Genomic DNA, 19,493 nt, shown 5'->3' with positions numbered 1-19,493 from the left:
ATAGTATTCATTGTAAATATTCACATATCGAATAGATGGACGACCGCACGCTGCGCTATTTCGTACAGGTGGTTCGCCACGGCGCGTTTGCCCGCGCCGCCGAGCACGCACATGCCACGCAGCCGACGCTGAGCAAGGCCATCGCCCAGCTCGAATTGCTGTGCGGCGGACGCTTGCTGGAGCGCAGCCGCAGCGGCGTGCGGCTGACCCCGGAGGGCGAGGTCGTTTACCGTCATGCGCAACTGATCCTCGACGGCATGGACCGCATGCGCGCCGAACTGGACGCACTGCGCGGTTTGCAACGCGGCGAGCTGCGCCTGGGGCTGGCGCAACTCGGCAGCGAAATGCTGTTCGCACCGCTGCTGGCGCGCTATCGCCAGTTGTATCCGGACATCGTCATTACCTTGCGCGAGCGCGGTAGCCGCTTGCTCGAACAGGCGGTCGCCAGCGGCGAACTGGACGTGGCGACGACGCTGCCGCCGACCGATCCGGCACTGGACTGGCTGTGCGTACGCGACGATCCGCTGCTGGCCTGCCTGCCGGTCAGCCATCCGCACGCGCACGCCAAGGTCTTCCAGCTCAAATGGCTGACCGAGATGCCGCTGATCCTGTTCGAGGAGGGTTTTGCGCTGAACCAACTGATCCGCAAGGCGCTGGAACGCCGCGGTATCGCGCCGCGCGAGGTGATCCACAGCGCGCAGGCAGATTTCATCCTGGCGATGGTCGCATCCGGCAGCGGCGTCGTGCTGCTGCCCAAGCTGTCGGCCGCCGGCCGCTCGCTCAGCGGCGTGGTGACGATGCCGGTCGCCGACGCCAGCCTGCGCTGGCGCATGGGCGTCGCGTGGCGACGCGAATCGCAGTCGCCGGCCGCGCGCGCCTGGCTGGCACTGGTGCGCAGCACGGTCGAGGAACGCGCCGCTCAGTCGCCGGCGGCCTGACGCGCCTGCCCGATGGCATCGAGACGACGCCGGGCATCCGGCGTCGCCAGCAGGGTGGCGGCATCGGCCGGCAGACGCCGGCACCAGTTCGGGTGCTCGTCGACGGTGCCGGGCACATTCGGCTGTTCGACGAGGCCGGCGATGTCCTCGATCGGTACGATCGCCAGCGGTGACGGCGTTTTGCCGACGAAGCGTACGGCGGCGTCGATGGCGGCATCGGCATGTTCCGGGGCCGGCGGCACCGGCAGGTCGGTGACGCCGGCGTACTGGAACGCGCCCCACAGCCGCTTGCGGTCCTCATCGCGCTCGGCGCGGTCCTGTGCCTCGTCCATGCCCGGCGCATAAAGCTTGAGCCGGGCGCGCCAATCGATGTCGCGGCCTTGCCACCAACCGGCGACGGTCGGCAGATCGTGCGTCGTGGTGGTCGCCATCGCGCCGGTCGGCCAGCGTGACGGTTCGACGAACAGTCCGTAGTCGCGTTCGAACCACAGCACGCGCATGCCCATGATGCCGAGCCGGTAGAGCTCGTCGCGAAAGCCGTCAGGTACCGTGCCGAGATCCTCGCCGACGATCACCGCGCGGTGCCGATGCGATTCGAGCGCGATCAGCTGCAGCATGTCGTGCAGCGGAAATTGCAGATATGCGCCTTCAATCGGATCGGCGCCTTGTGGCACCAGCCACATGCGGCGCATGCCGAGAATGTGGTCGACGCGCAGGCCACCGGCGTGGCGCAGATTGGCGCGCAGCATTTCGATGAACGCGCCGTAGCCGTGCTGGCGCAGCGCGCGCGGCGAGAACGTCGACAGGCCCCAGCTCTGGCCGAGGGCATTGAGCAGGTCGGGCGGCGCGCCGACCGACAGGCCCGTGAGCATTTCACGCTGTCGGCTCCAGGCGTGGCTGCCGCCGTTCGAGGTGCCGACCGCCAGGTCGGCGATCAGGCCGATCGCCATGCCCGACTCGCGGGCGCTGGTCTGCACCGCGGCCAGGCCGCGTGCAGCCAGCCATTGCGCGTACAAATGGAATTGCACGGTGTCGGCGTGCGCATCGGCGAATGCGGCGACCGCTGCCGCGCGCGGATCGCGCAGTGCCGCCGGCCAGTCCAGCCACGACCAGCGGCCGTCGCGCACCTGCTCGGCATGCAAGGCCTCGAAGCGCGCGTGGTCGAGCAGGGCCTCGCCGCCATCGACGACAAAGCGGGCGAACGACGCACCGAGCGGATCGGTTGCATCGGCCAGCCGCGGCGCCAGCTGTGCGTGGCTGGCGCGCAGCAGCGCGAGGCGGGTGCGGCTGGCCGCCGGCCAGTCGACCATCGCCTGCGATTCCAGCCGCTGCAGCGTGTCGCCGACGCCAAGCTCGTCGATCAGTGCGCGCAAGGTATCGCTGCCGATCGCCAGCGCCGGGTCGGCGTGGAGGATGTTGAGGAACAGCCGGCTCGACGGCGAATACGGACTGAAATGCCCGGGGTCGGCGGCGAACAGCGCATGCACGGGACTGATGGCCAGCGCATCACCGCCGCGTGCCGCGACCTGCTCGACGAGATCACGCAGGGCCGTGAAGTCGCCCAGTCCGCCACCGCCGTCACGACGCAGGCCGTAGAGTTGGGCGGCGAGTCCCCAGACGCGACGTCCGCCACTGGCGTCCCGGACGCCGAACGCCTGGTTCGGTGCCACGGCCAGCGTCGATTCGCGTTCGCCGATGTGCAGGCGGTGATAGCCCGGTGGCAGATCGACCTGAGCGATGCGCAAGCCGCCATCGCGGGCTTCGGCCTGCAGTGCCTGCGTGCCTCCGTCTTCCCGCGTGACGGTCAGAGCCCCGCCGCCGTGCGCGGTGCCGCCGATCTGCAGACTCTGCCCATGGACCGCCGTCAGCAGCGGCGGAATGCCGTCGCGCTGCTGCTCGTTGGCGAGCCGCGCCTCGCTATCGGCGATCTGTGCGTCGCTTCCGCACGGCAGCTCCATGGCGTCGAGCACGGTGCGCAGCGTCTGTACGCCGACCACCCGCGGCACGCCACGGTAGTCGGTCCAGTTCGAAGCGATACCGGCACGTTCGGCCAGACGGCGCAGGGCGTCGTCGCTCATTCGGAGTCTCCGCGGGAGTCAGGCAGCAACAGACAGGCACATGCGCTGAGGCCGGGCATGCTGCCCGTGTTGACGACGGCGGACGCGACCCCGTCGCGGGTTTCGATCAAGGGGTGTCCTTCGACCGGCCATGCGACCGGCGCTGCGTCGGCGCCGATGTTGGCGACGATCGTCAGCAGTGCGCCATCACCCAGCGTCCACTGCGCAGCGACCGCGTGGCTGCCGAGTGCGTCCGCGCGCCGCGCACGCGCACCCACCAGTCGAGGAATGAGTTGCGCGTGGCGCAGCTGTAGCAGCTGGCGATACCAGGCCAGCCAGTCGGCGTGATCGCCGTGTGCGCTCTCGCGGGCGTCGGGCACGGAGTGGTGAAAGCTCAGCGGATCGTTCGGGTCGGGGATGCGTTCGCGTTGCGCGGGATCGCTGAATGCCGAGAAGCGCGCGAATTCGCGGCGGCGGCCGGCGGTGACTTTGGGCGCCAGCTCGGCGTTGTGATCGGTGAAGAACAGAAATGGGGTACGCGTTCCCCATTCCTCACCCATGAACAACAGCGGGATTTGCGGGCATAGCAGCTGCAGCAGCGTGGCGGCCCGCAGCGCCTGCGGATCGGCGAGTTCGATCAGACGCTGACCGAAGGCGCGATTGCCAATCTGGTCATGGTTCTGCAGGAAGAAGACGAAAGACGTCGGTGGCAACCGCCCACTCGGTGAGCCGCGCGGCTTGCCGTCGAGCGACGGCATCGGCTCGCCTTGATAGCAAAAGCCTTCGGCGAGCACGCGCGCGAGCTGGTCGGCCGGACGTTCGGCGTAGCTCAGGTAATAGCCTTCATGCTCGCCGGTCAGGAGCACATGCAGGGCGTTGTGTGCATCGTCGTTCCACTGCGCGTCGTAGCGGTCGCCGCCGAGCAGCTCGGCGCGGTTGTCCTCGTTTTCCAGTACCAGATGAACATGCCGGTGCGGCGCGATCGTGGCGCGGATGCGCTGGACCATTTCGGCGAGAAAGCCATCGTCCTCGATCGCATGCACGGCATCGAAGCGCAGGCCGTCGAGGCGATATTCGTGTAGCCAGTACAGCGCGTTGTAGATGAAGTAGTCGCGCACCTGCGGCCGACGAAAATCGATCGCCGCGCCCCACGGCGTGTGCCGGTCTTCACGAAAGAAGCGGGGTGCGTAGGCGTGCAGATAGGCGCCGTCGGGGCCGAAGTGGTTGTAGACCACATCGAGGAAGACCGACAGCCCGAGACCGTGCGCAGTGTCGATCAATTGCTTGAAATCATGCGGCGCGCCGTAGACCGCGTCAGGCGCATACGGCAGCACGCCGTCGTAGCCCCAGTTGCGCGCGCCCGGAAAGTCGTTGACCGGCATCAGCTCGATCGCGGTGATGCCCAGCGCGGCGAGTGCCGGCAGGCGCTCGATGATGCCGCGAAAGCCGCCGCAGGCGCCGGGGTGCAATTCGTAGAGCACCGTTTCGTGCCACGGCCGACCTTGCCACTGCGGGTGCTGCCAATCGTAATCGCGCGGATCGATGACGACGCTGTCGCCGTGCACGTCATCGGCCTGCGCGCGTGAAGCCGGATCCGGTACCGCCACGCCGTTGTCGAGGCGGTAGTGATAGCACGCGCCGGCGCCGCAAGATCCATAAGCCTCGAACCAGCCATCGTCGCTGCGCGTCATCGGCTGCGGCGGCTGTCCTTCGATCTCCAGCTGCAGCTGCGCTTCATCTGGCGCCCAGATGCGAAAGCGCGTGCGCCGTTCGTCGAGCACGGTGGCACCGAACGGCAGCGGGTAGGCGGCGCGCGTCATGCCGCCTGCTCCGCGCCATCGTCGGCTGCAGTGTTGTCGGGCTCGTCATCGGTCAGCGACTGGTTCGCGGCGCGGCGGCGTTCGCTGCTCAGTGCCGCACGCTCGGTCCGTGCGGCCAGCAACATCACGCTGTGCCCGGCAAGCTCGACGCTGCCGTCGATGGCATGCAGCTCGGTGCTCGACGGGTCGTTGCTGTCGAGCAACAGGCGGTAGTCCAGCATCGGCGGCGGCAACTCGAAGCGGAAGGCCGCGCCGTCGGCGTTGAACAACGCGACGACCACCTCGACCGTATCATCGTCCGCGGCCGGACCGACGCGACGCAGGCCGAGCAGGCGGGCGTTCGGATTGTTCCAGTCGTCCTCGGTCAGATCCTTGCCGTCTTCGTCGAACCAGAACACATCGCGCACGCCGGGTGCCAGTTCCAGCTGCGCATGCTGGAAGTACAGGCCCTGCAGCAACGGCTGCTCGCGACGCAAGGCGATCAGGCGCGCGACGAAGTCGTGCAGACAGGCGCCGCGCTCGCCGTCGAGCAGCGACCAGTCCAGCCACGCGATCTCGTTGTCCTGGCAGTAGACGTTGTTGTTGCCGTGCTGGGTCTGGCCGAACTCGTCACCGGCCAGCAGCATCGGCGTGCCGTGCGAGATCATCATCGTCGCCAGCATCGCGCGCTTGAGCCGATCGCGCTGGGCGACGATCGCGGTGTCGTCGGTCGGTCCTTCGACGCCCCAGTTGCTGCTGTCGTTATGGTCGCTGCCGTCGCGATTGTCCTCGCCGTTGGCGTCGTTGTGCTTGGCGTTGTAGCTGACCAGATCTTCGAGCGTGAAGCCGTCGTGCGCGGTGATGAAGTTGATGCCGGCCCACGGACGACGGCGGTGATGGTCGAACATTTCCGCCGATCCCTGCAGGCGCGCCGACAGCGCCGGCCGCAGGCCAGCGTCGCCTTTCCAGTAGCGACGGATATCGTCTCGGAACTTGCCGTTCCATTCGCTCATGCCGGCCGGGTGATTGCCGATCTGGTAGCCGCCGGGGCCGATGTCCCAGGGCTCGGAAATCAGTTTGACGCGCGACAGCATCGGGTCCTGCATCAGCGCGTCGAAGAAGCCCGCGCCAGGGTCGAAGCCGCCCGGCTCGCGGCCGAGCGTGACGCCGAGGTCGAAGCGGAAGCCGTCGATATGGAATTCCTGCACCCAGTAGCGCAGCGAATCCATGACCATGCGGATCACCGCCGGATGGCTGAAGTTGACGGTATTGCCGCAGCCGGTGTCGTTGATGTGATGGCGCGGCTGATCCGGCAGCAGGCGATAGTAGGCCTGGTTGTCGAGACCGCGAAACGACAGCGTCGGTCCGAGTTCGCTGCCTTCGCAGGTGTGGTTGTAGACGACGTCGAGAATCACTTCGATGCCGGCTGCATGCAGCTGGCGCACCGCCCATTTGATCTGGCCGAGCGTGCCGTCGGACAGATAGGCGTTGTCCGGCGCGAAGTAGGCGAGGGTGTTGTAGCCCCAGTAATTGGTCAGCTGCTGTTCGACCAGATAGCGGTCGCGTGCGAACGCATGGATCGGAAGCAGCTCGACGGCGGTGATGCCGAGGTGCTTGAGGTATTCGATGTTCCGTGCGTGACCGAGCGCCCCAAAGGTGCCGCGATCGTGTTCGAGAAACGCGTCGCGACGCTGGGTCAGCCCCTTGAGGTGTGCCTCGTAGATGACGGTTTCGCTCCACGGCACGCGCGGCGGCCGGTCGCCCGCCCAGTCGAAGCGATCGTGAACGACGATGCCCTTGGGGACGTAGGCGGCGCTGTCGCGGCGGTCGAACGACAGATCGCCGCGCGGTGAACCGACGCGATAGCCGTACAGCGCGTCATGCCAACGAATCTCGCCGGCCAGACGCCGCGCGTAGGGGTCGATCAGCAGCTTGTGCGGATTGAAGCGCAGGCCGTGCTTGGGATCGTAAGGGCCATACGCGCGGTAACCGTAGAGCTGTCCTGGTCCGACATTCGGCAGATAGCCGCGCCAGACCCCGTCGACGCAATCCGGCATCTCGAGGCGGGTCTCATGGCGGCCCGCGGCGTCGAACAGGCACAGCTCGATGAGTTCGGCGGACTCGGAAAAGATCGAAAAGTACGTGCCGCGCCCGTCCCAGTGCGCACCGAGTGGCCCCTGATCGTGATGCGGGTCGGGCGGCAGGAGTCGGTCGGGGAGGTCGTTCGACATGGAGCGTTCAGGGTTCGTGCCGCAGCCATACCACCGCCAACGGCGGCAGCATCAGCTGCACAGAGAAGGGCTGACCATGCGACGGCTGCGGCGCGGCATTGAGCATGCCGAGGTTGCCGCTGCCACTGCCGTCGTAATGTTGCGAGTCGGTGTTCAAGACTTCGCGCCAGCGACCGCTGCGCGGCACGCCGACACGGTAGCCGTTGCGCGGCACCGGCGTGAAATTGCAGATGGCGATCAGCGGCGGTTGCGCGTCGCTGCCGTAGCGTACGTAAGCGAACACGCTGTTGCCGGCGTCGTCGCCGATCAGCCAGTGAAAGCCTGCGCCGTCGCCGTCTTTTTTATGCAGGGCGGGTGTTTCGCGATAGAGCCGGTTGAGATCGCCGATCAGTCGCTGCATGCCAGCGTGCCGTGGATCACGCAATGCCGCCCAGTCGAGCTGGGTGTCGTGATCCCATTCGCGCTGTTGCGCAAGTTCGCCGCCCATGAACAGCAGCTTCTTGCCGGGGTGCGACCACATGAAAGCGTAGTACGCACGTAAATTGGCGTAGCGCTGCCAATCGTCGCCGGGCATCTTGCCGATCAGTGAGCCCTTGCCGTGTACGACTTCGTCGTGCGACAGCGGCAGGACGAAATGCTCGGAAAACGCGTAGACCAGGCCGAAGGTGATCTGGTTGTGGTGATAGCGGCGATGCACCGGGTCGCTGCGCATGTAGTGCAGCGTGTCGTGCATCCAGCCCATGTTCCACTTGTAGGTGAAGCCGAGACCGCCGTCGTGCGCCGGCCGCGTGACGCCGGGCCAGGCGGTCGACTCCTCGGCGATCATCAGCACGCCGGGACAGCGGTCGCCGACCACGGTATTGAGGTGACGCAGGAAGTCGACGTTCTCGAGATTTTCGCGCCCGCCATAGCGGTTCGGAATCCACTCGCCGGGTTGTCGCGAATAATCGCGATAGAGCATCGAGGCGACGGCGTCCACGCGCAGGCCGTCGATGTGGTAATGCTCGATCCAGTGCAGCGCGCTGGCCAGCATGAAGCCATGGACCTCGCGGCGGCCGAGGTTGTAGATCAGCGTGTTCCAGTCCTGGTGAAAGCCTTCGCGCGGATCTTCGTGCTCGTACAGCGCGGTGCCGTCGAAGCGCGCCAGGCCGTGTTCGTCGGTCGGGAAGTGCGCCGGCACCCAGTCGAGGATGACGCCGATGCCGGCCTGGTGCGCGCGGTCGACGAAGCGGCGGAACGCGTCCGGTGTGCCGAACGATGCCTGCGGCGCGAACAGGCCCAGCGGCTGGTAGCCCCAGGAGCCGCCGAACGGGTGCGACATCACCGGCAGCAGCTCGATGTGCGTGAAACCGAGCTCGGCAACATACGCAATCAGCTGATCGCCCAGCTCGTCCCAGCTCAGCGACGAATGCCCTGCATCCCAGCGACGACGCCATGAGCCGGCATGGACTTCGTAGATCGACAGCGGCGCCGACACCGCGGCGCGTTCACGGCGCGATTGCAGCCAGCCGTCGTCGGTCCATGCGAACGGCTGCGGTTCGGCGACGATCGACGCGGTCATCGGCGCCACCTGCGACTGCAGGGCGACCGGATCGGCCTTCAGCGGCAACAGGCCCTGCGGCCCGAGGATTTCGTATTTGTAGACGCTGCCCGGCTGCAGATGCGGGACGAAGATTTCCCAGACACCGGAGGGGCGTCGCACCCGCATGGAATGACGGCGGCCGTCCCAGCTGTTGAAGTCGCCCACCACCGACACGCGTCGAGCGTTCGGCGCCCAGACCGCAAAGCGCACGCCAGGCACCCCGTCGACGGTCAACGCTTGTGCGCCAAGGCAGCGACCGAGTTCGCGATGGCTGCCTTCGCCGATCAGATACAGGTCAAAGTCGCTGAGCAACGGACCGAACGCGTAGGGGTCTTCGGTTTCCTGCAGGCTGTCGCCCGGCCAGCGAATGCGCAGCCGGTAAGCTTGCCCGGCGCCGATATGGCCGGCGTACAAACCCGGCACTTGTAACGGCTGCAGCGTGCTCAGCAAGCGGCCGTCTTCGCGCGCCAGCACGTCCACGGCTTCGGCCTGAGGCAGATAGCAGCGAATCCGCACACGGCCGGCGCCTATCGAATGCGGGCCGAGTACGGCGAATGGATCGTCGCAGTGGCCGTCGACCAGCGCCGCCAGCGTCAGGGCATCCAGTTCGAGCGCCGGCGGCTCACGCATGCGCATCACCGTCATGGCAGACATCGAGCATGCTCCAATCTGATGGGCTGGCGCGCTCTACCGATGCGCCGGCCGGGCCGTGCAATGGGAGCGGTCTATGCATGATCCGCAAGGTGGCCGGCTCGTCGATGAATGCCTGCAGTGCGAGCGCTGCGGATCGCGGGACGTGTCGCACCGCTCAGGCTCGCAGCATCTCGCGTGTCACCAGCGTCACGCCGCCATCGCTGACGTGAAACAGCTGGCTGTCGCGCTCACGGTGCTCGCCGATCACCGTGCCGTCGGGGATGACGCAGCCCTCATCGATGATCGCCTTGCGGATGCGACAGTCGTGGCCGACGCGCACGCCGGGCAGCAACAGGCTCTCGCTGATCTCGCTGCCGGTGTCGACGCGTGTGTCGGAGAACAGCACGCTGCGGTTGACCTGGGCGCCGGAGACGATGCAGCCACCGCTGACGATGGAGTCCGTCGCGCAGCCGCGGCGATTCGGCTCGTCGAACACGAACTTGGCGGGTGGTGCATGCGGCGTGTGCGTCCAGATCGGCCAGTCCTCGTCGTACAGGTTGAGCTCGGGGGTGACGTCGATCAGTTCGAGATTGGCTTTCCAGTAGGCGTCGACGGTGCCGACGTCGCGCCAATAGCCTTGCTTCGTATAGTCGTACAGATCGGTCAGCTCATAGGCGTAGACGGCGCCATCCTCGATCGCCGACGGCACCACGTCCTTGCCGAAGTCATGGCTGGAATGGGCGAGCCCGGCATCGCGCTTCAGCCAGTTGAGCAGAAACATCGCGTCGAAGACGTAGATGCCCATGCTGGCCAGCGCGCTACCGGGCTTGCCCGGCATCGGTCGGGGTTGCCGCGGCTTTTCGTCGAAGCGCACGACGCGGGTGTTCTCATCAATGTCCATGACGCCGAAGGCGGTCGCCTCGGCGATCGGCACTTCGAGGCAGCCGACGGTGAGCTTGGCGCCGGTGCTGGCGTGGTGGGCGAGCATGCGACCGTAGTCCATCTTGTAGATGTGATCGCCGGCGAGAATCAGCACATAGGCGGGCTGGTGCTCGAGGATGAAGTCGATGTTCTGATAGACGGCATCGGCCGTGCCCGAATACCAGGACGGAATGTCGGAGCGCTGCTCGGCCGGCAGCAACTCGACGAACTCGCCGAACTGTCCGCGCAGAAAGCTCCAGCCCAGCTGCAACGGCCGGATCAGCGAATTGCTCTTGTACTGGGTGAGCACGCCGACGCGGCGGATGCCGCTATTGATGCAGTTGGATAGCGTGAAGTCGATGATGCGGAACTTGCCGCCGAACGGCACCGCCGGTTTGGCGCGTGCGGCGGTGAGCTGCATGAGGCGAGAGCCGCGCCCTCCGGCCATGACCAATGCCAGGGTTTCACGCGTCAACCGGCTGACGAAACGCGTATCGCGGGAAGTGCCGCTCATGCTGCCGCTCTCCATCTTGGGATTCCCGCTGCATCGATCGACGTCGCGGGTACAGCGACCGGTACCTTCCATGGCACCGTCAAGCCTCATCTTGATTCATGCCCCACGTTTGCATTGTGACGGGCGTCATCTGAAGGCGTCGTGAACTCGTTCCCCCTCACTTCGAATTCATCGTCACCGCCTACACTAGTCCAAGCACCGCATGGCACCGCCATGCACATTTCGAACCAAAGGCCGCGATGAAGATTCTGCATGCTGCATCCGAATGTCAGCCCCTGGCCAAGACGGGTGGTCTGGCTGATGTGGTCGGTGCCCTGCCGTCGGCTCAGCGAGTGCTGGGGCATGATGCGCGCGTCGCCATTCCCGGCTATCGCGGCCTTCGCGAGCGCTTGCACAAGCCAAAATTGATCGGTCGTTTAGATGCGCATGCCCAGCCGCTCGAAATCGTTAGCGGCGAATTACCGGATGGACTGCCGGTCTATCTGATCTGCAACGCGGCCTTGTTCGAGCGTGACGGTGATCCGTACCGGGCGCCGGACGGCCGCGAGTTCGTCGACAACATGCTGCGCTTCTCGGCATTCTGCGTGGCGGTGCGCGAGTTGGCGCTGGGCCTGGACCGTGACACGGGCTTCGTGGCCGATGTCGCTCATCTCCATGACTGGCAGAGCGCGCTGGCCGCCGCCTGGTTGCACGAGCAAGCCGTACGCCCGCGTATCGTCTACACCATCCACAATCTGGCGTATCAGGGCAGCTTCGAGCGCACACAGTTCGATGCGCTGAAGCTGCCACCACGCTGGTGGTCGATGGACGGCCTGGAGTTCTGGGGGCGCGCGTCGTGCATGAAGGCCGGCCTGGTCTACGCCGATGTGATCACCACGGTCAGTCCCAGCTACGCCGAGGAAATCCAGACGCCGGCCTATGGCTGCGGATTTGACGGCGTGCTGCGCTGGCGTCGCGGGGTGTTGCACGGCATCGTCAACGGTATCGACGAGCGCAGCTGGGACCCGGCGACCGACGCGCTGATCGACCGGCATTACAGCGCAGCCGATGTCGCGATCGGCAAGGCGGCCAACAAATACCTGCTACAGGCCGAACTGGGACTGGCGCCGGGCGACTGGCCGCTGATCGTTTTCATCGGCCGGCTCGCCGAACAGAAGGGCGCCGATCTGATCATCGCTGCCGCGAGCGAACTGCTGGCGCTGCCGGCGCAGTACGCGATTCTGGCGAATGGCGAGGCGCATCTGGAGGACGGGCTCAGGCGCTTTGCGGCCAACGCGCCGGCCGGACGTGTGGGCCTGCGGCTGGCGCACGACGAACGTCTCGCGCATCGCTTCAATGCCGCTGCCGATCTACAGCTGATGCCGTCGCGCTTCGAACCCTGTGGCCTCAACCAGATGTATGCGCAGCGCTATGGCGCGATCCCGGTCGTGCGCCGGACCGGTGGTCTGGCCGACACCGTGGTCGATGCCACCCCATTGACGCTCGCGGCCGGTACCGCGACCGGCGTGCAGTTCAACGATGCCGACGTCGGTGGCCTGTTGTACGGCGTACGTCGCGGGCTGGAATTGTTCGACGCCGCCGCGACGCGCGCGCAGCTGCGCGCCACCGGCATGGCCCGTGATTTTTCCTGGGGCGGTTCGGCACGTGCCTATCTCGATCTGTATGCTGCCCGGCCCGCCATCACGACGAGCAAGGCATGATGAAGACCGGCCAGATCCGCATCCACGAAACGGGTGGTCCCGACAAGCTGATCTGGGACCAGCAGACGCTCGGCACGCCCGGTGCCGGCGAGGCGCTGGTGCGGCAGACGGCGGTGGGTCTGAACTTCATCGACACCTACTATCGCAGCGGTCTGTACAAGGCGCCGCTGCCGAGCGGTATCGGCTCGGAGGGTGCGGGTGAGATTCTGGCGGTCGGCGAGGGCGTCGAAGGTCTGACGGTCGGCGATCGTGTTGCCTATGCGTCCGGTCCGCTCGGTGCGTATGCCGAGGCGCGGGTGATGCCGGCGCGCGTGCTGGTCAAGCTGCCGCCGGCGATCGACGAGCGCACTGCGGCGGCGATGATGCTGCAAGGCACGACCGTCGAATATCTGATCCGCCGCCTGTATCCGGTCCAGGCCGGGCAAACGGTGTTGCTGCACGCCGCGGCCGGTGGCGTTGGCCTGATCGCCGCGCAATGGCTGCGCCACCTCGGCGTCACCGTGATCGGCACCGCTGGCGGCCCGGAGAAAGCGGCGATCGCCCGCGCTCACGGCTGCACACATGTCATCGACTATCGCCACGAAGACGTCGCCAGGAAAGTTCGTGAACTGACCGGCGGCGAGGGCGTGCCGGTGGTCTACGACGGCGTCGGTCGCGACACCTTTGTCGGTTCGCTCGACAGCCTGGCGCGCCGCGGCTTGATGGTCAGCTTCGGCAATGCCTCGGGTGCGGTCGAACCGTTCGCGCCGGCCATGCTATCGGCGCGCGGTTCGCTGTTCGTCACACGCCCGACGCTATTCGACTACATCGCCACGCGCGCCGAACTGGAGGCCAGCGCGCAGGCGCTGTTCGACGTCGTCGCCTCCGGCGCGGTGCGCATCAACATCGGCCAGACCTATGCGCTGCGCGATGCTGCACAGGCGCACCGCGACCTCGAAGCACGCAAGACGACCGGCGCGACGGTGTTGCTGCCGTAGGTGCCGCGGTCGCGGTTCGCGCCGCGCCTACAAGACCGAGCCGTCTCCAGGCGCGGCGCAAGCCGCGACCTCGATCCGCCAGCGCAATCCCGACCCGTCTCGACGGGACCACAACCGATCGCGGCATTTTCATCCGCGAAATCTGCGGTTAACGCGCTTTTCGACCTCGCGGTTCGCTACAGCCCGCCGCAGCCGAGCAGGCCGCCGTCGACGGTCAGCGTGGTGCCGGTTACATAGCTCGCCGCGTCGGACGCCAGGTACAGCACGGCCGGTGCGATTTCCGTGGGCTGTGCGACCCGCGCGAGCGGAATGTGGGCGAGTGCCGGTTTGAGGATGGCGTCGTTCTGGGTCAGTGCCGAGGCGAACTTGGTTTCGGTCAGGCCCGGCAGCACGGCGTTGACGCGCACGTTCCACGGCGCGCATTCCTTGGCGAACGACTGCGTCATGTTGATGACGGCCGCCTTGGTCATCGAATAGATGCCCTGGAACAGGCCCGGCTTGATGCCGTTGACGCTGGCGATATTGACGATCGCGCCGCCGCCGTTGCCTTTCATCTGTTTGGCGGCCAGCGCCGACAATTCGAAGTAGCCGCGCAGATTGACCTGCACGGTCTTGTCGATCATTTCCATCGGCGTTTCGGTGACGTGGCCGAAGTGCGGATTGGTCGCGGCATTGTTGACGAGAATATCGAGGCGGCCGAGTTCGGCGACGCTGTCGGCGACCAGCTTGTGCAGATCGGCGCTGACGCCGGCGTGGGCGGCGATGACGCTGGCCTTGCCGCCGGACGCGACGATTTCGTCACGTACTTTTTCCAGATCGGCGGCCTTGCGTGATGCGAGCACGACGTGCGCCCCCTGTTCGGCCAGCAGTCGCGCGGTGGCGGCGCCGATGCCGCGCGATGCGCCGGTGACGATGGCCACGCGGCCGTCCAGATCGAATAGGCGGGTTGCCATTCGTATTCTCCTCATTGATGGGTCTGCCGCCTATTGTGGCAGCAGCGGCCCGGTGCCGCCGCGCGTCGTTCAGAGCACGGCGACGGTATGAAAGACGTCGAGCAGCGTGTCGTCGCGACGCAGCTGTTCGATCGCCCGTTCGATGTCGCCGTAGCTGCCGCTCAGTACCCACCGATCACCGGCGGCGTGAATGTCGATGCCGGGCAGATCCGGCGGCGGTGTCGCGAGGCTGCAGACGGCGCTGGCGCGCAGTTCCGGCGCGTCGGCCGGCAGCACGCGCAGATCACGCACGTGATGCAGGCGCGCGATGACTTGCTCGACCATCGTGCACTGGCGCTCGCTGCCGATGAACGGCACGAGGATGCGCGCCGGCTGGCGACTGGCGTCGGCGATCAGCGCGCGCATCGACAGACCGCGATGGGCGAAGACAGCGGCGATCGCATGCACGGTGCCAGGCCGGTCGGCGACTTCGGCGACGTAGACGACATGACGCATGTTCGATTCAGTCACGGCTCCAGTCCTCGATCTGACGCTGGATGCGGGCGGCGACGTCGAGCAACGTGCGATGTTCGTCGTCGTCCATGTCGAGATCGGTCGGGCGCGACCAGCCGCGCAGGCCGAACATCACCGGCACGCCGAGCACGCCCGGCGGTCCGAACCAGTCATGCGAGCCGAGCTGGACCTGCGCCGGAATCACGCTCTGGCCGCCGGACAGAATGGTTTCGACCAGTTCGGTGGTGACCGACGCCGTCGATACCGCGGTCTTGGCGCCGGAAACATGCGTCAGCACCGGCATCAGCACCGCGCGCAGATCGGCGGGCAGCGCTTCGGCGTGCAGGAAGGCTTCGGCAACGCGATTGTCGGCGAGGAAGCCACGCAGCACCTGCTTTTCGCTGGCGAGCCGTTCGGCAAAGGCGGCAACGCTGCGGCCGCCGCGCAGGCGGTCGCGTGCGAGCGCGTTCTCGGCATCGTCGAAGCCGTAAATCCAGACGCGCGACAGAATCGGCACCAGCGCATCGCCGTGCTCGCCGAGTGCGTAGGCCTGCACGCGCTGGCGGCGCACGCCGAGGTCGGTGGCGATCTCGCGGCGCAGGCGCATCGAGTCCTGATAGGCGCCCATGCCGATCACGCGGTGCGGGTCGAGGTGGCGCGCGAACACCGATACGCCGAGTTCGACCGGGTTGGTGACGACGACGACGATTTCCTCACCGTGGCCGCGCTGTGCGAGCGAACGCGCGTAGGACTCGAACACCGCGCGATTGGTCTTGGCCAGCTCGCGGCGATCGACCGAGCCATGCGGCGACGCGGCCGGTGTTGCGCCGGCGGCGAACAAAATGAGGTCGGCGGCGACGTCTTCGGGCGCGAGGCCGACGTCGATCTCCGGCGTGATTTCGGCGAAGGCGTCATAAAGATCGGCGCGCAGGCCGTGCAGCGCGCGTTCGCTGGCGCCGCCGCGGCGGCCGATCAGCTGTAAGCGGGCGCGCGGCGTGAGCAGGCGGCGGCCGACGATCTGCACGGCAAGCTGCCGGCCGACGTCGCCGTTGGCGCCGACGATGGCGATGTCCACGAGAGGAAAATCCCGAAAAAAGTGAGAGCCCCTAGCCATGCAAGGCGCGCGCCGCTCGGCGCGGGCAGGGAACACGACGGGCGGGGTGCCGCGTGGGCGGCACTGCCGGCGAAAAGGTCGGGATGGTACCGCGAGCGGGCCGGCCGCGCGTGGCGGCCGGCCCGCGTTCCGTCACTGAACGTAGACGACGCCCTGCATCGACGAGCCGACGGTCTTGCCCTGCGCATCGCGCAGCGTGCCGTCGATCTTGACGGTGTAGTTGCCGAGCGACTTGACCGGGAACAGCAGCATGCGCGGGTTCTTGTCGTTGAGCTTCCAGGTGCCGAACACCGCCTTGCCGCCGCTGCTGATATGCACCGACTGCTGGGCACTGTCGGCGCTGGCAAATGCCGAACCGGCGAGGATGGCGATGGCGCGCTCGAATGACGCCGAGCCAACGTAAACCACGTCGAGGCCGCCACTGGCGCCGGTCCACCAGACCTTGGGCGCAGCGGGCTTCTTCGGCGCCGGCTTGGGCTTGGCGACCGGTTTGGGTTTCGGCATCGGCTTCGGTGCGGCTGCTGCGGGCGCAGGTTCCGGCGCCGGCGCGGCGGCGGGCTCCGGTTCCGGTGCCGGTTCGGGCTCGGCCGCGGGTTCTGGCGCCGCAGCCGGCGCTGCACTGTCGGTGCTGGCGGCAGCGGCCGTTGCGTCGGCGGGCGGCTCGGCACTGCTGGCGTCGGCCGTATCAGCCGGGGCCGACGTACCGGTGGCCGGCGTGGCCGTGCTGTCGGCCATCGCGTCGTCGGTGCTCGGCGCGGCTTCGGCCGGAGCGCCGGCGGTACCGTCGGTGGCGCCCGGCGTCGCCGCGTCCGCGGCGGCGAGCTGCTCCGGCGCCTTTTCGCTGCTGCCGAACACCTTCTCAGACGGTACCAGACCGCTGAGCTTGACCTCGACCTCGTGGTGCGGAAGCAACAACTCCAACCCGAAATACGTGCCGACGCCGACCACGATGGCGGCAACCAAGATTTTCCAACCCTTCATGATGTAGATCCCAAGCGACTCGTTGGCATTTTGAATGATCTTCTAGGACGAATCCTTGTGCGGCCCTGGACCGTTTCCCCCGCTGCGGTCCTATTTTCGTCCCCCTGTTGCGCTCGGCGCGGTCTCCTCCTTGGATTCTCCGCGTCGCGAAGAACCCGACCGGCCATGGGCGCCTCACTATCGGTTCACCCAGCGTGTGCGTCAATGGCGTTTGCGTCGTGGCGCTCTGGTCAATCCGCGATGTTGATTGCCGTCGGAGGCGTCCATAATCACGATCCGACTTTTTTGCTATTCACGCGTCTCATTCGGGAACGAAGATGAACGACCGCTATTTCGAATTCACCCATTCCTCGCTCGGCAAGACCATTTCGGGCTTGATCGGGCTGCCGACGCCGCCGCGCCTGCGCCGTGCCGACGCCCCGTGGGCGATGCAGCCGCTCGACGGCCGCTACGTCCTGGTCGGTGCCTCCAGCGGCGCGACGCTCAGCCAGCCGATCCTGCGCGCCATCGCCGGTGCCGGCGGTGAAGTGCGCGTCATCACCGATCACGCCGGCCTGGGCCCGGTCAAGGCGGCCGGCGCGGCGCTGAACGTCAAGCTGCATACCAACCCGGGCGCCGAAGGTGGCACGCGCAACAATGCCATCGTCTTCGATGCCTCGGGCCTGAGCTCGCCGGCGCAGCTGCGCGAGCTATACGACTTCGTGCAGCCGGTCGTTCGCGGTGTGGCCAGCAATGGCCGCGTGCTGCTCGTGTCGCGCGCGCCGGAGTCGATTTCCGACGTCAAGGCCAAGACCGCGTCGACCGCGCTGCGCGGCTTCATCCGCTCGCTGGGCAAGGAAGTCGGCAAGAACGGTACGACCGCCAACCTGATCGAAGTGCCGGCCGGCGCCGACGATGCGATCGACGCGGTCCTGCGTTTCTTCCTGTCCGAGCATTCGGCGTTCGTTTCCGGTCAGGTGCTGCCGCTGAGCAAGCCGGTGACCGGTGCCGTGGCGCTGCCGGGCAGCCTCGAAGGCAAGATCGCACTGGTGACGGGCGCGGCGCGCGGCATCGGCGCATCGATCGCCGAGACGCTGGCCCGTGAGGGTGCCAAGGTGGTCGGCATGGACCATCCGTCGGCCGAGGGCGGGCTGGGCGAGACCATGGCGAAGATCGGCGGCGTCGGTCTGGCCATCGACGTGACGGCCCCGGACGCCGCCGCGCGCATCGCCTCGGAAGTCGGCAAGGACTTCGGCGGCCTCGATATCGTCGTCCACAACGCCGGCGTCACGCGCGACAAGATGCTGCGCAACATGCCCGCGCATTTCTGGGACATGGTCATCAACATCAATCTGGCGGCCATCCTCAACATCAACGAAGGGCTGCTGAAGAAGGGCTTCAACGACGGGGCACGCGTGGTCTGCATCTCGTCGATCGGCGGCATCAGCGGCAACGCCGGCCAGACCAACTACGGTGCGACCAAGGCCGGCATCATCGGCTACGTCGACACGATGGCGCCGGTGTTCGCCCAGCGTGGCGGCGCGATCAATGCCGTGGCGCCGGGTTTCATCGAGACCGCGATGACGGCGGCCATGCCGTTCGGCCCGCGTGAAGTCGGCCGCCGCCTGAACTCGCTGTCGCAGGGTGGTCTGCCGCAGGACATCGCCGAGGCGGTGACGTTCTTCGCCTCGCCGGCAGCCAGCGCCGTCAACGGCCGCACCATGCGCGTCTGCGGCCAGAACTACTTCGGCGCGTAATAGCAGGTCAGGCGGGCCCGCCGCGGCGGGGCTGTGATCGCGGTCTGTGTCGTCCCGATGAACAACGGGTAGGGGCGGCGCAGGCCGCGGTCGTTTCGGCTCGTTGCCGCCGGCGGTCGCAGGCCGGGCCATGCCGGCGAAATGCCGGCTTCGGGTATGATTTGCGCCCCCGGGCCGGGCGCGCCGGTGAAGGCCTGCCTTTTCCGCCGCCGTCCGCCGCACCAGAGAGTGTTTTGAAGTCCTCCGATTACCAGTTGGAGCGGATCGCGGAAGCGAAGCTGCCGACCCCATTCGCCGAGTTCCGGATCACGGTGTTCAAAGCACCGGACGGCAAGGAACATGTCGTGATCGCACTCGGCGATCTGTCCGGCGCGCCGCCGCTGATTCGTGTCCATTCCGAGTGCCTGACCGGCGATGCGCTGTTCTCGCTGCGCTGCGACTGCGGCGCACAGCTCAACATCGCGCTGCAGAAGATTGCCGCCGAAGGCCGCGGCGCGGTCCTTTATCTGCGCCAGGAAGGCCGCGGCATCGGGCTTGGCAACAAGATCCGCGCTTACGAGTTGCAGGATCTGGGCGCCGACACCGTCGAAGCCAACCACCAACTCGGCTTTCCGGCCGACGCGCGTGAATACGGTCTGGCCATTGAGCTGCTGCACCAGCTCGGCCTGTGTCATATCCGCCTGATGACGAACAATCCGCGCAAGCTCGATGCGCTGACGAAGGAAGGCATCGTCATCGACGAGCGGGTGCCGATCGAAAGCGGACGCAACCCGTACAACGAGAAGTACCTGGACGCCAAGGCCGCCAAGCTCGGCCATTTGTTCGAGTCACACTGAGGCGCCGCGCGGCGCCGCTCGCCCGACCG

14 protein-coding genes are annotated in these 19,493 nt (G+C 67.0%); 5 read left to right on the top strand and 9 right to left on the bottom strand.

The window, feature by feature from the left end:
- The first annotated feature begins 35 nt into the window (after positions 1-35).
- Positions 36-938 (top strand): LysR family transcriptional regulator, encoded by a 903-nt coding sequence (locus G7Y82_RS12355; RefSeq protein WP_168148433.1) that lies wholly within the window; start codon positions 36-38, stop codon positions 936-938.
- Here G7Y82_RS12355 and malQ read toward each other — a convergent pair.
- The 5 genes from malQ to glgC all read right to left on the bottom strand — a co-directional run bounded on the left by malQ (position 920) and on the right by glgC (position 10,675).
- Complete coding sequence (gene malQ / locus G7Y82_RS12350; RefSeq protein WP_168148432.1) at positions 920-3,016, bottom strand: 4-alpha-glucanotransferase; 2,097 nt, start codon at positions 3,014-3,016, stop codon at positions 920-922. The two genes, G7Y82_RS12355 and malQ, sit on opposite strands and share 19 nt — an antisense overlap.
- Positions 3,013-4,815 (bottom strand): malto-oligosyltrehalose trehalohydrolase, encoded by a 1,803-nt coding sequence (gene treZ, locus G7Y82_RS12345; protein WP_168148431.1) that lies wholly within the window; start codon positions 4,813-4,815, stop codon positions 3,013-3,015. The genes malQ and treZ overlap by 4 nt, the downstream gene beginning before the upstream one ends.
- Positions 4,812-7,025 (bottom strand): glycogen debranching protein GlgX, encoded by a 2,214-nt coding sequence (gene glgX / locus G7Y82_RS12340; protein WP_168148430.1) that lies wholly within the window; start codon positions 7,023-7,025, stop codon positions 4,812-4,814. The genes treZ and glgX overlap by 4 nt, the downstream gene beginning before the upstream one ends.
- A gap of 7 nt (positions 7,026-7,032) precedes the next feature.
- Positions 7,033-9,252 carry a 1,4-alpha-glucan branching protein GlgB gene (gene glgB, locus G7Y82_RS12335; RefSeq protein WP_206370667.1) on the bottom strand — a complete coding sequence of 740 codons (2,220 nt, stop codon included), beginning with the start codon at positions 9,250-9,252 and terminating at the stop codon, positions 7,033-7,035.
- Between the two features lie 163 nt (positions 9,253-9,415).
- The gene (gene glgC, locus G7Y82_RS12330; RefSeq protein WP_168148428.1) at positions 9,416-10,675 is read right to left on the bottom strand and encodes a glucose-1-phosphate adenylyltransferase; all 1,260 of its coding nucleotides are present in this window, start codon (positions 10,673-10,675) and stop codon (positions 9,416-9,418) included.
- A 239-nt stretch (positions 10,676-10,914) separates the two neighbouring features.
- Between glgC and glgA the strand changes: the two genes are divergently transcribed.
- A complete protein-coding gene (glgA, locus tag G7Y82_RS12325) occupies positions 10,915-12,375 on the top strand; it encodes a glycogen synthase GlgA (protein ID WP_168148427.1) in 1,461 nt (486 codons plus the stop codon).
- On the top strand, positions 12,375-13,352 hold the full coding sequence (locus G7Y82_RS12320) for a quinone oxidoreductase family protein (protein WP_168148518.1): 978 nt from the start codon (positions 12,375-12,377) through the stop codon (positions 13,350-13,352). Before glgA ends, G7Y82_RS12320 begins: the two co-directional genes overlap by 1 nt.
- Before the next feature lie 176 nt (positions 13,353-13,528).
- Here the strand turns inward: G7Y82_RS12320 and G7Y82_RS12315 are convergent, their stop codons facing one another.
- The 4 genes from G7Y82_RS12315 to G7Y82_RS12300 form a co-directional block, all read right to left on the bottom strand.
- Positions 13,529-14,305, bottom strand: coding sequence for an SDR family oxidoreductase (locus G7Y82_RS12315; RefSeq protein WP_168148426.1), 777 nt, complete (start codon positions 14,303-14,305; stop codon positions 13,529-13,531).
- A 69-nt stretch (positions 14,306-14,374) separates the two neighbouring features.
- Complete coding sequence (locus G7Y82_RS12310; protein WP_168148425.1) at positions 14,375-14,815, bottom strand: ACT domain-containing protein; 441 nt, start codon at positions 14,813-14,815, stop codon at positions 14,375-14,377.
- The gene (locus G7Y82_RS12305; protein WP_168148424.1) at positions 14,808-15,872 is read right to left on the bottom strand and encodes a lactate/malate family dehydrogenase; all 1,065 of its coding nucleotides are present in this window, start codon (positions 15,870-15,872) and stop codon (positions 14,808-14,810) included. The genes G7Y82_RS12310 and G7Y82_RS12305 overlap by 8 nt, the downstream gene beginning before the upstream one ends.
- 171 nt (positions 15,873-16,043) lie before the next feature.
- Positions 16,044-16,892 (bottom strand): hypothetical protein, encoded by an 849-nt coding sequence (locus G7Y82_RS12300; RefSeq protein ID WP_168148423.1) that lies wholly within the window; start codon positions 16,890-16,892, stop codon positions 16,044-16,046.
- A gap of 317 nt (positions 16,893-17,209) precedes the next feature.
- Between G7Y82_RS12300 and G7Y82_RS12295 the strand changes: the two genes are divergently transcribed.
- Positions 17,210-18,628 carry a 3-oxoacyl-ACP reductase gene (locus tag G7Y82_RS12295; RefSeq protein ID WP_168148422.1) on the top strand — a complete coding sequence of 473 codons (1,419 nt, stop codon included), beginning with the start codon at positions 17,210-17,212 and terminating at the stop codon, positions 18,626-18,628.
- Positions 18,629-18,861: 233 nt separating this feature from the next.
- Positions 18,862-19,464 (top strand): GTP cyclohydrolase II, encoded by a 603-nt coding sequence (gene ribA, locus G7Y82_RS12290; RefSeq protein WP_206370637.1) that lies wholly within the window; start codon positions 18,862-18,864, stop codon positions 19,462-19,464.
- The last annotated feature ends 29 nt before the right edge of the window (positions 19,465-19,493 follow it).

The organism is Solimonas marina, assembly GCF_012241385.1.
GTDB classification, from domain to species: Bacteria; Pseudomonadota; Gammaproteobacteria; order Nevskiales; family Nevskiaceae; genus Solimonas; species Solimonas marina.
This window is presented reverse-complemented; position numbering and strand designations above follow the sequence as displayed.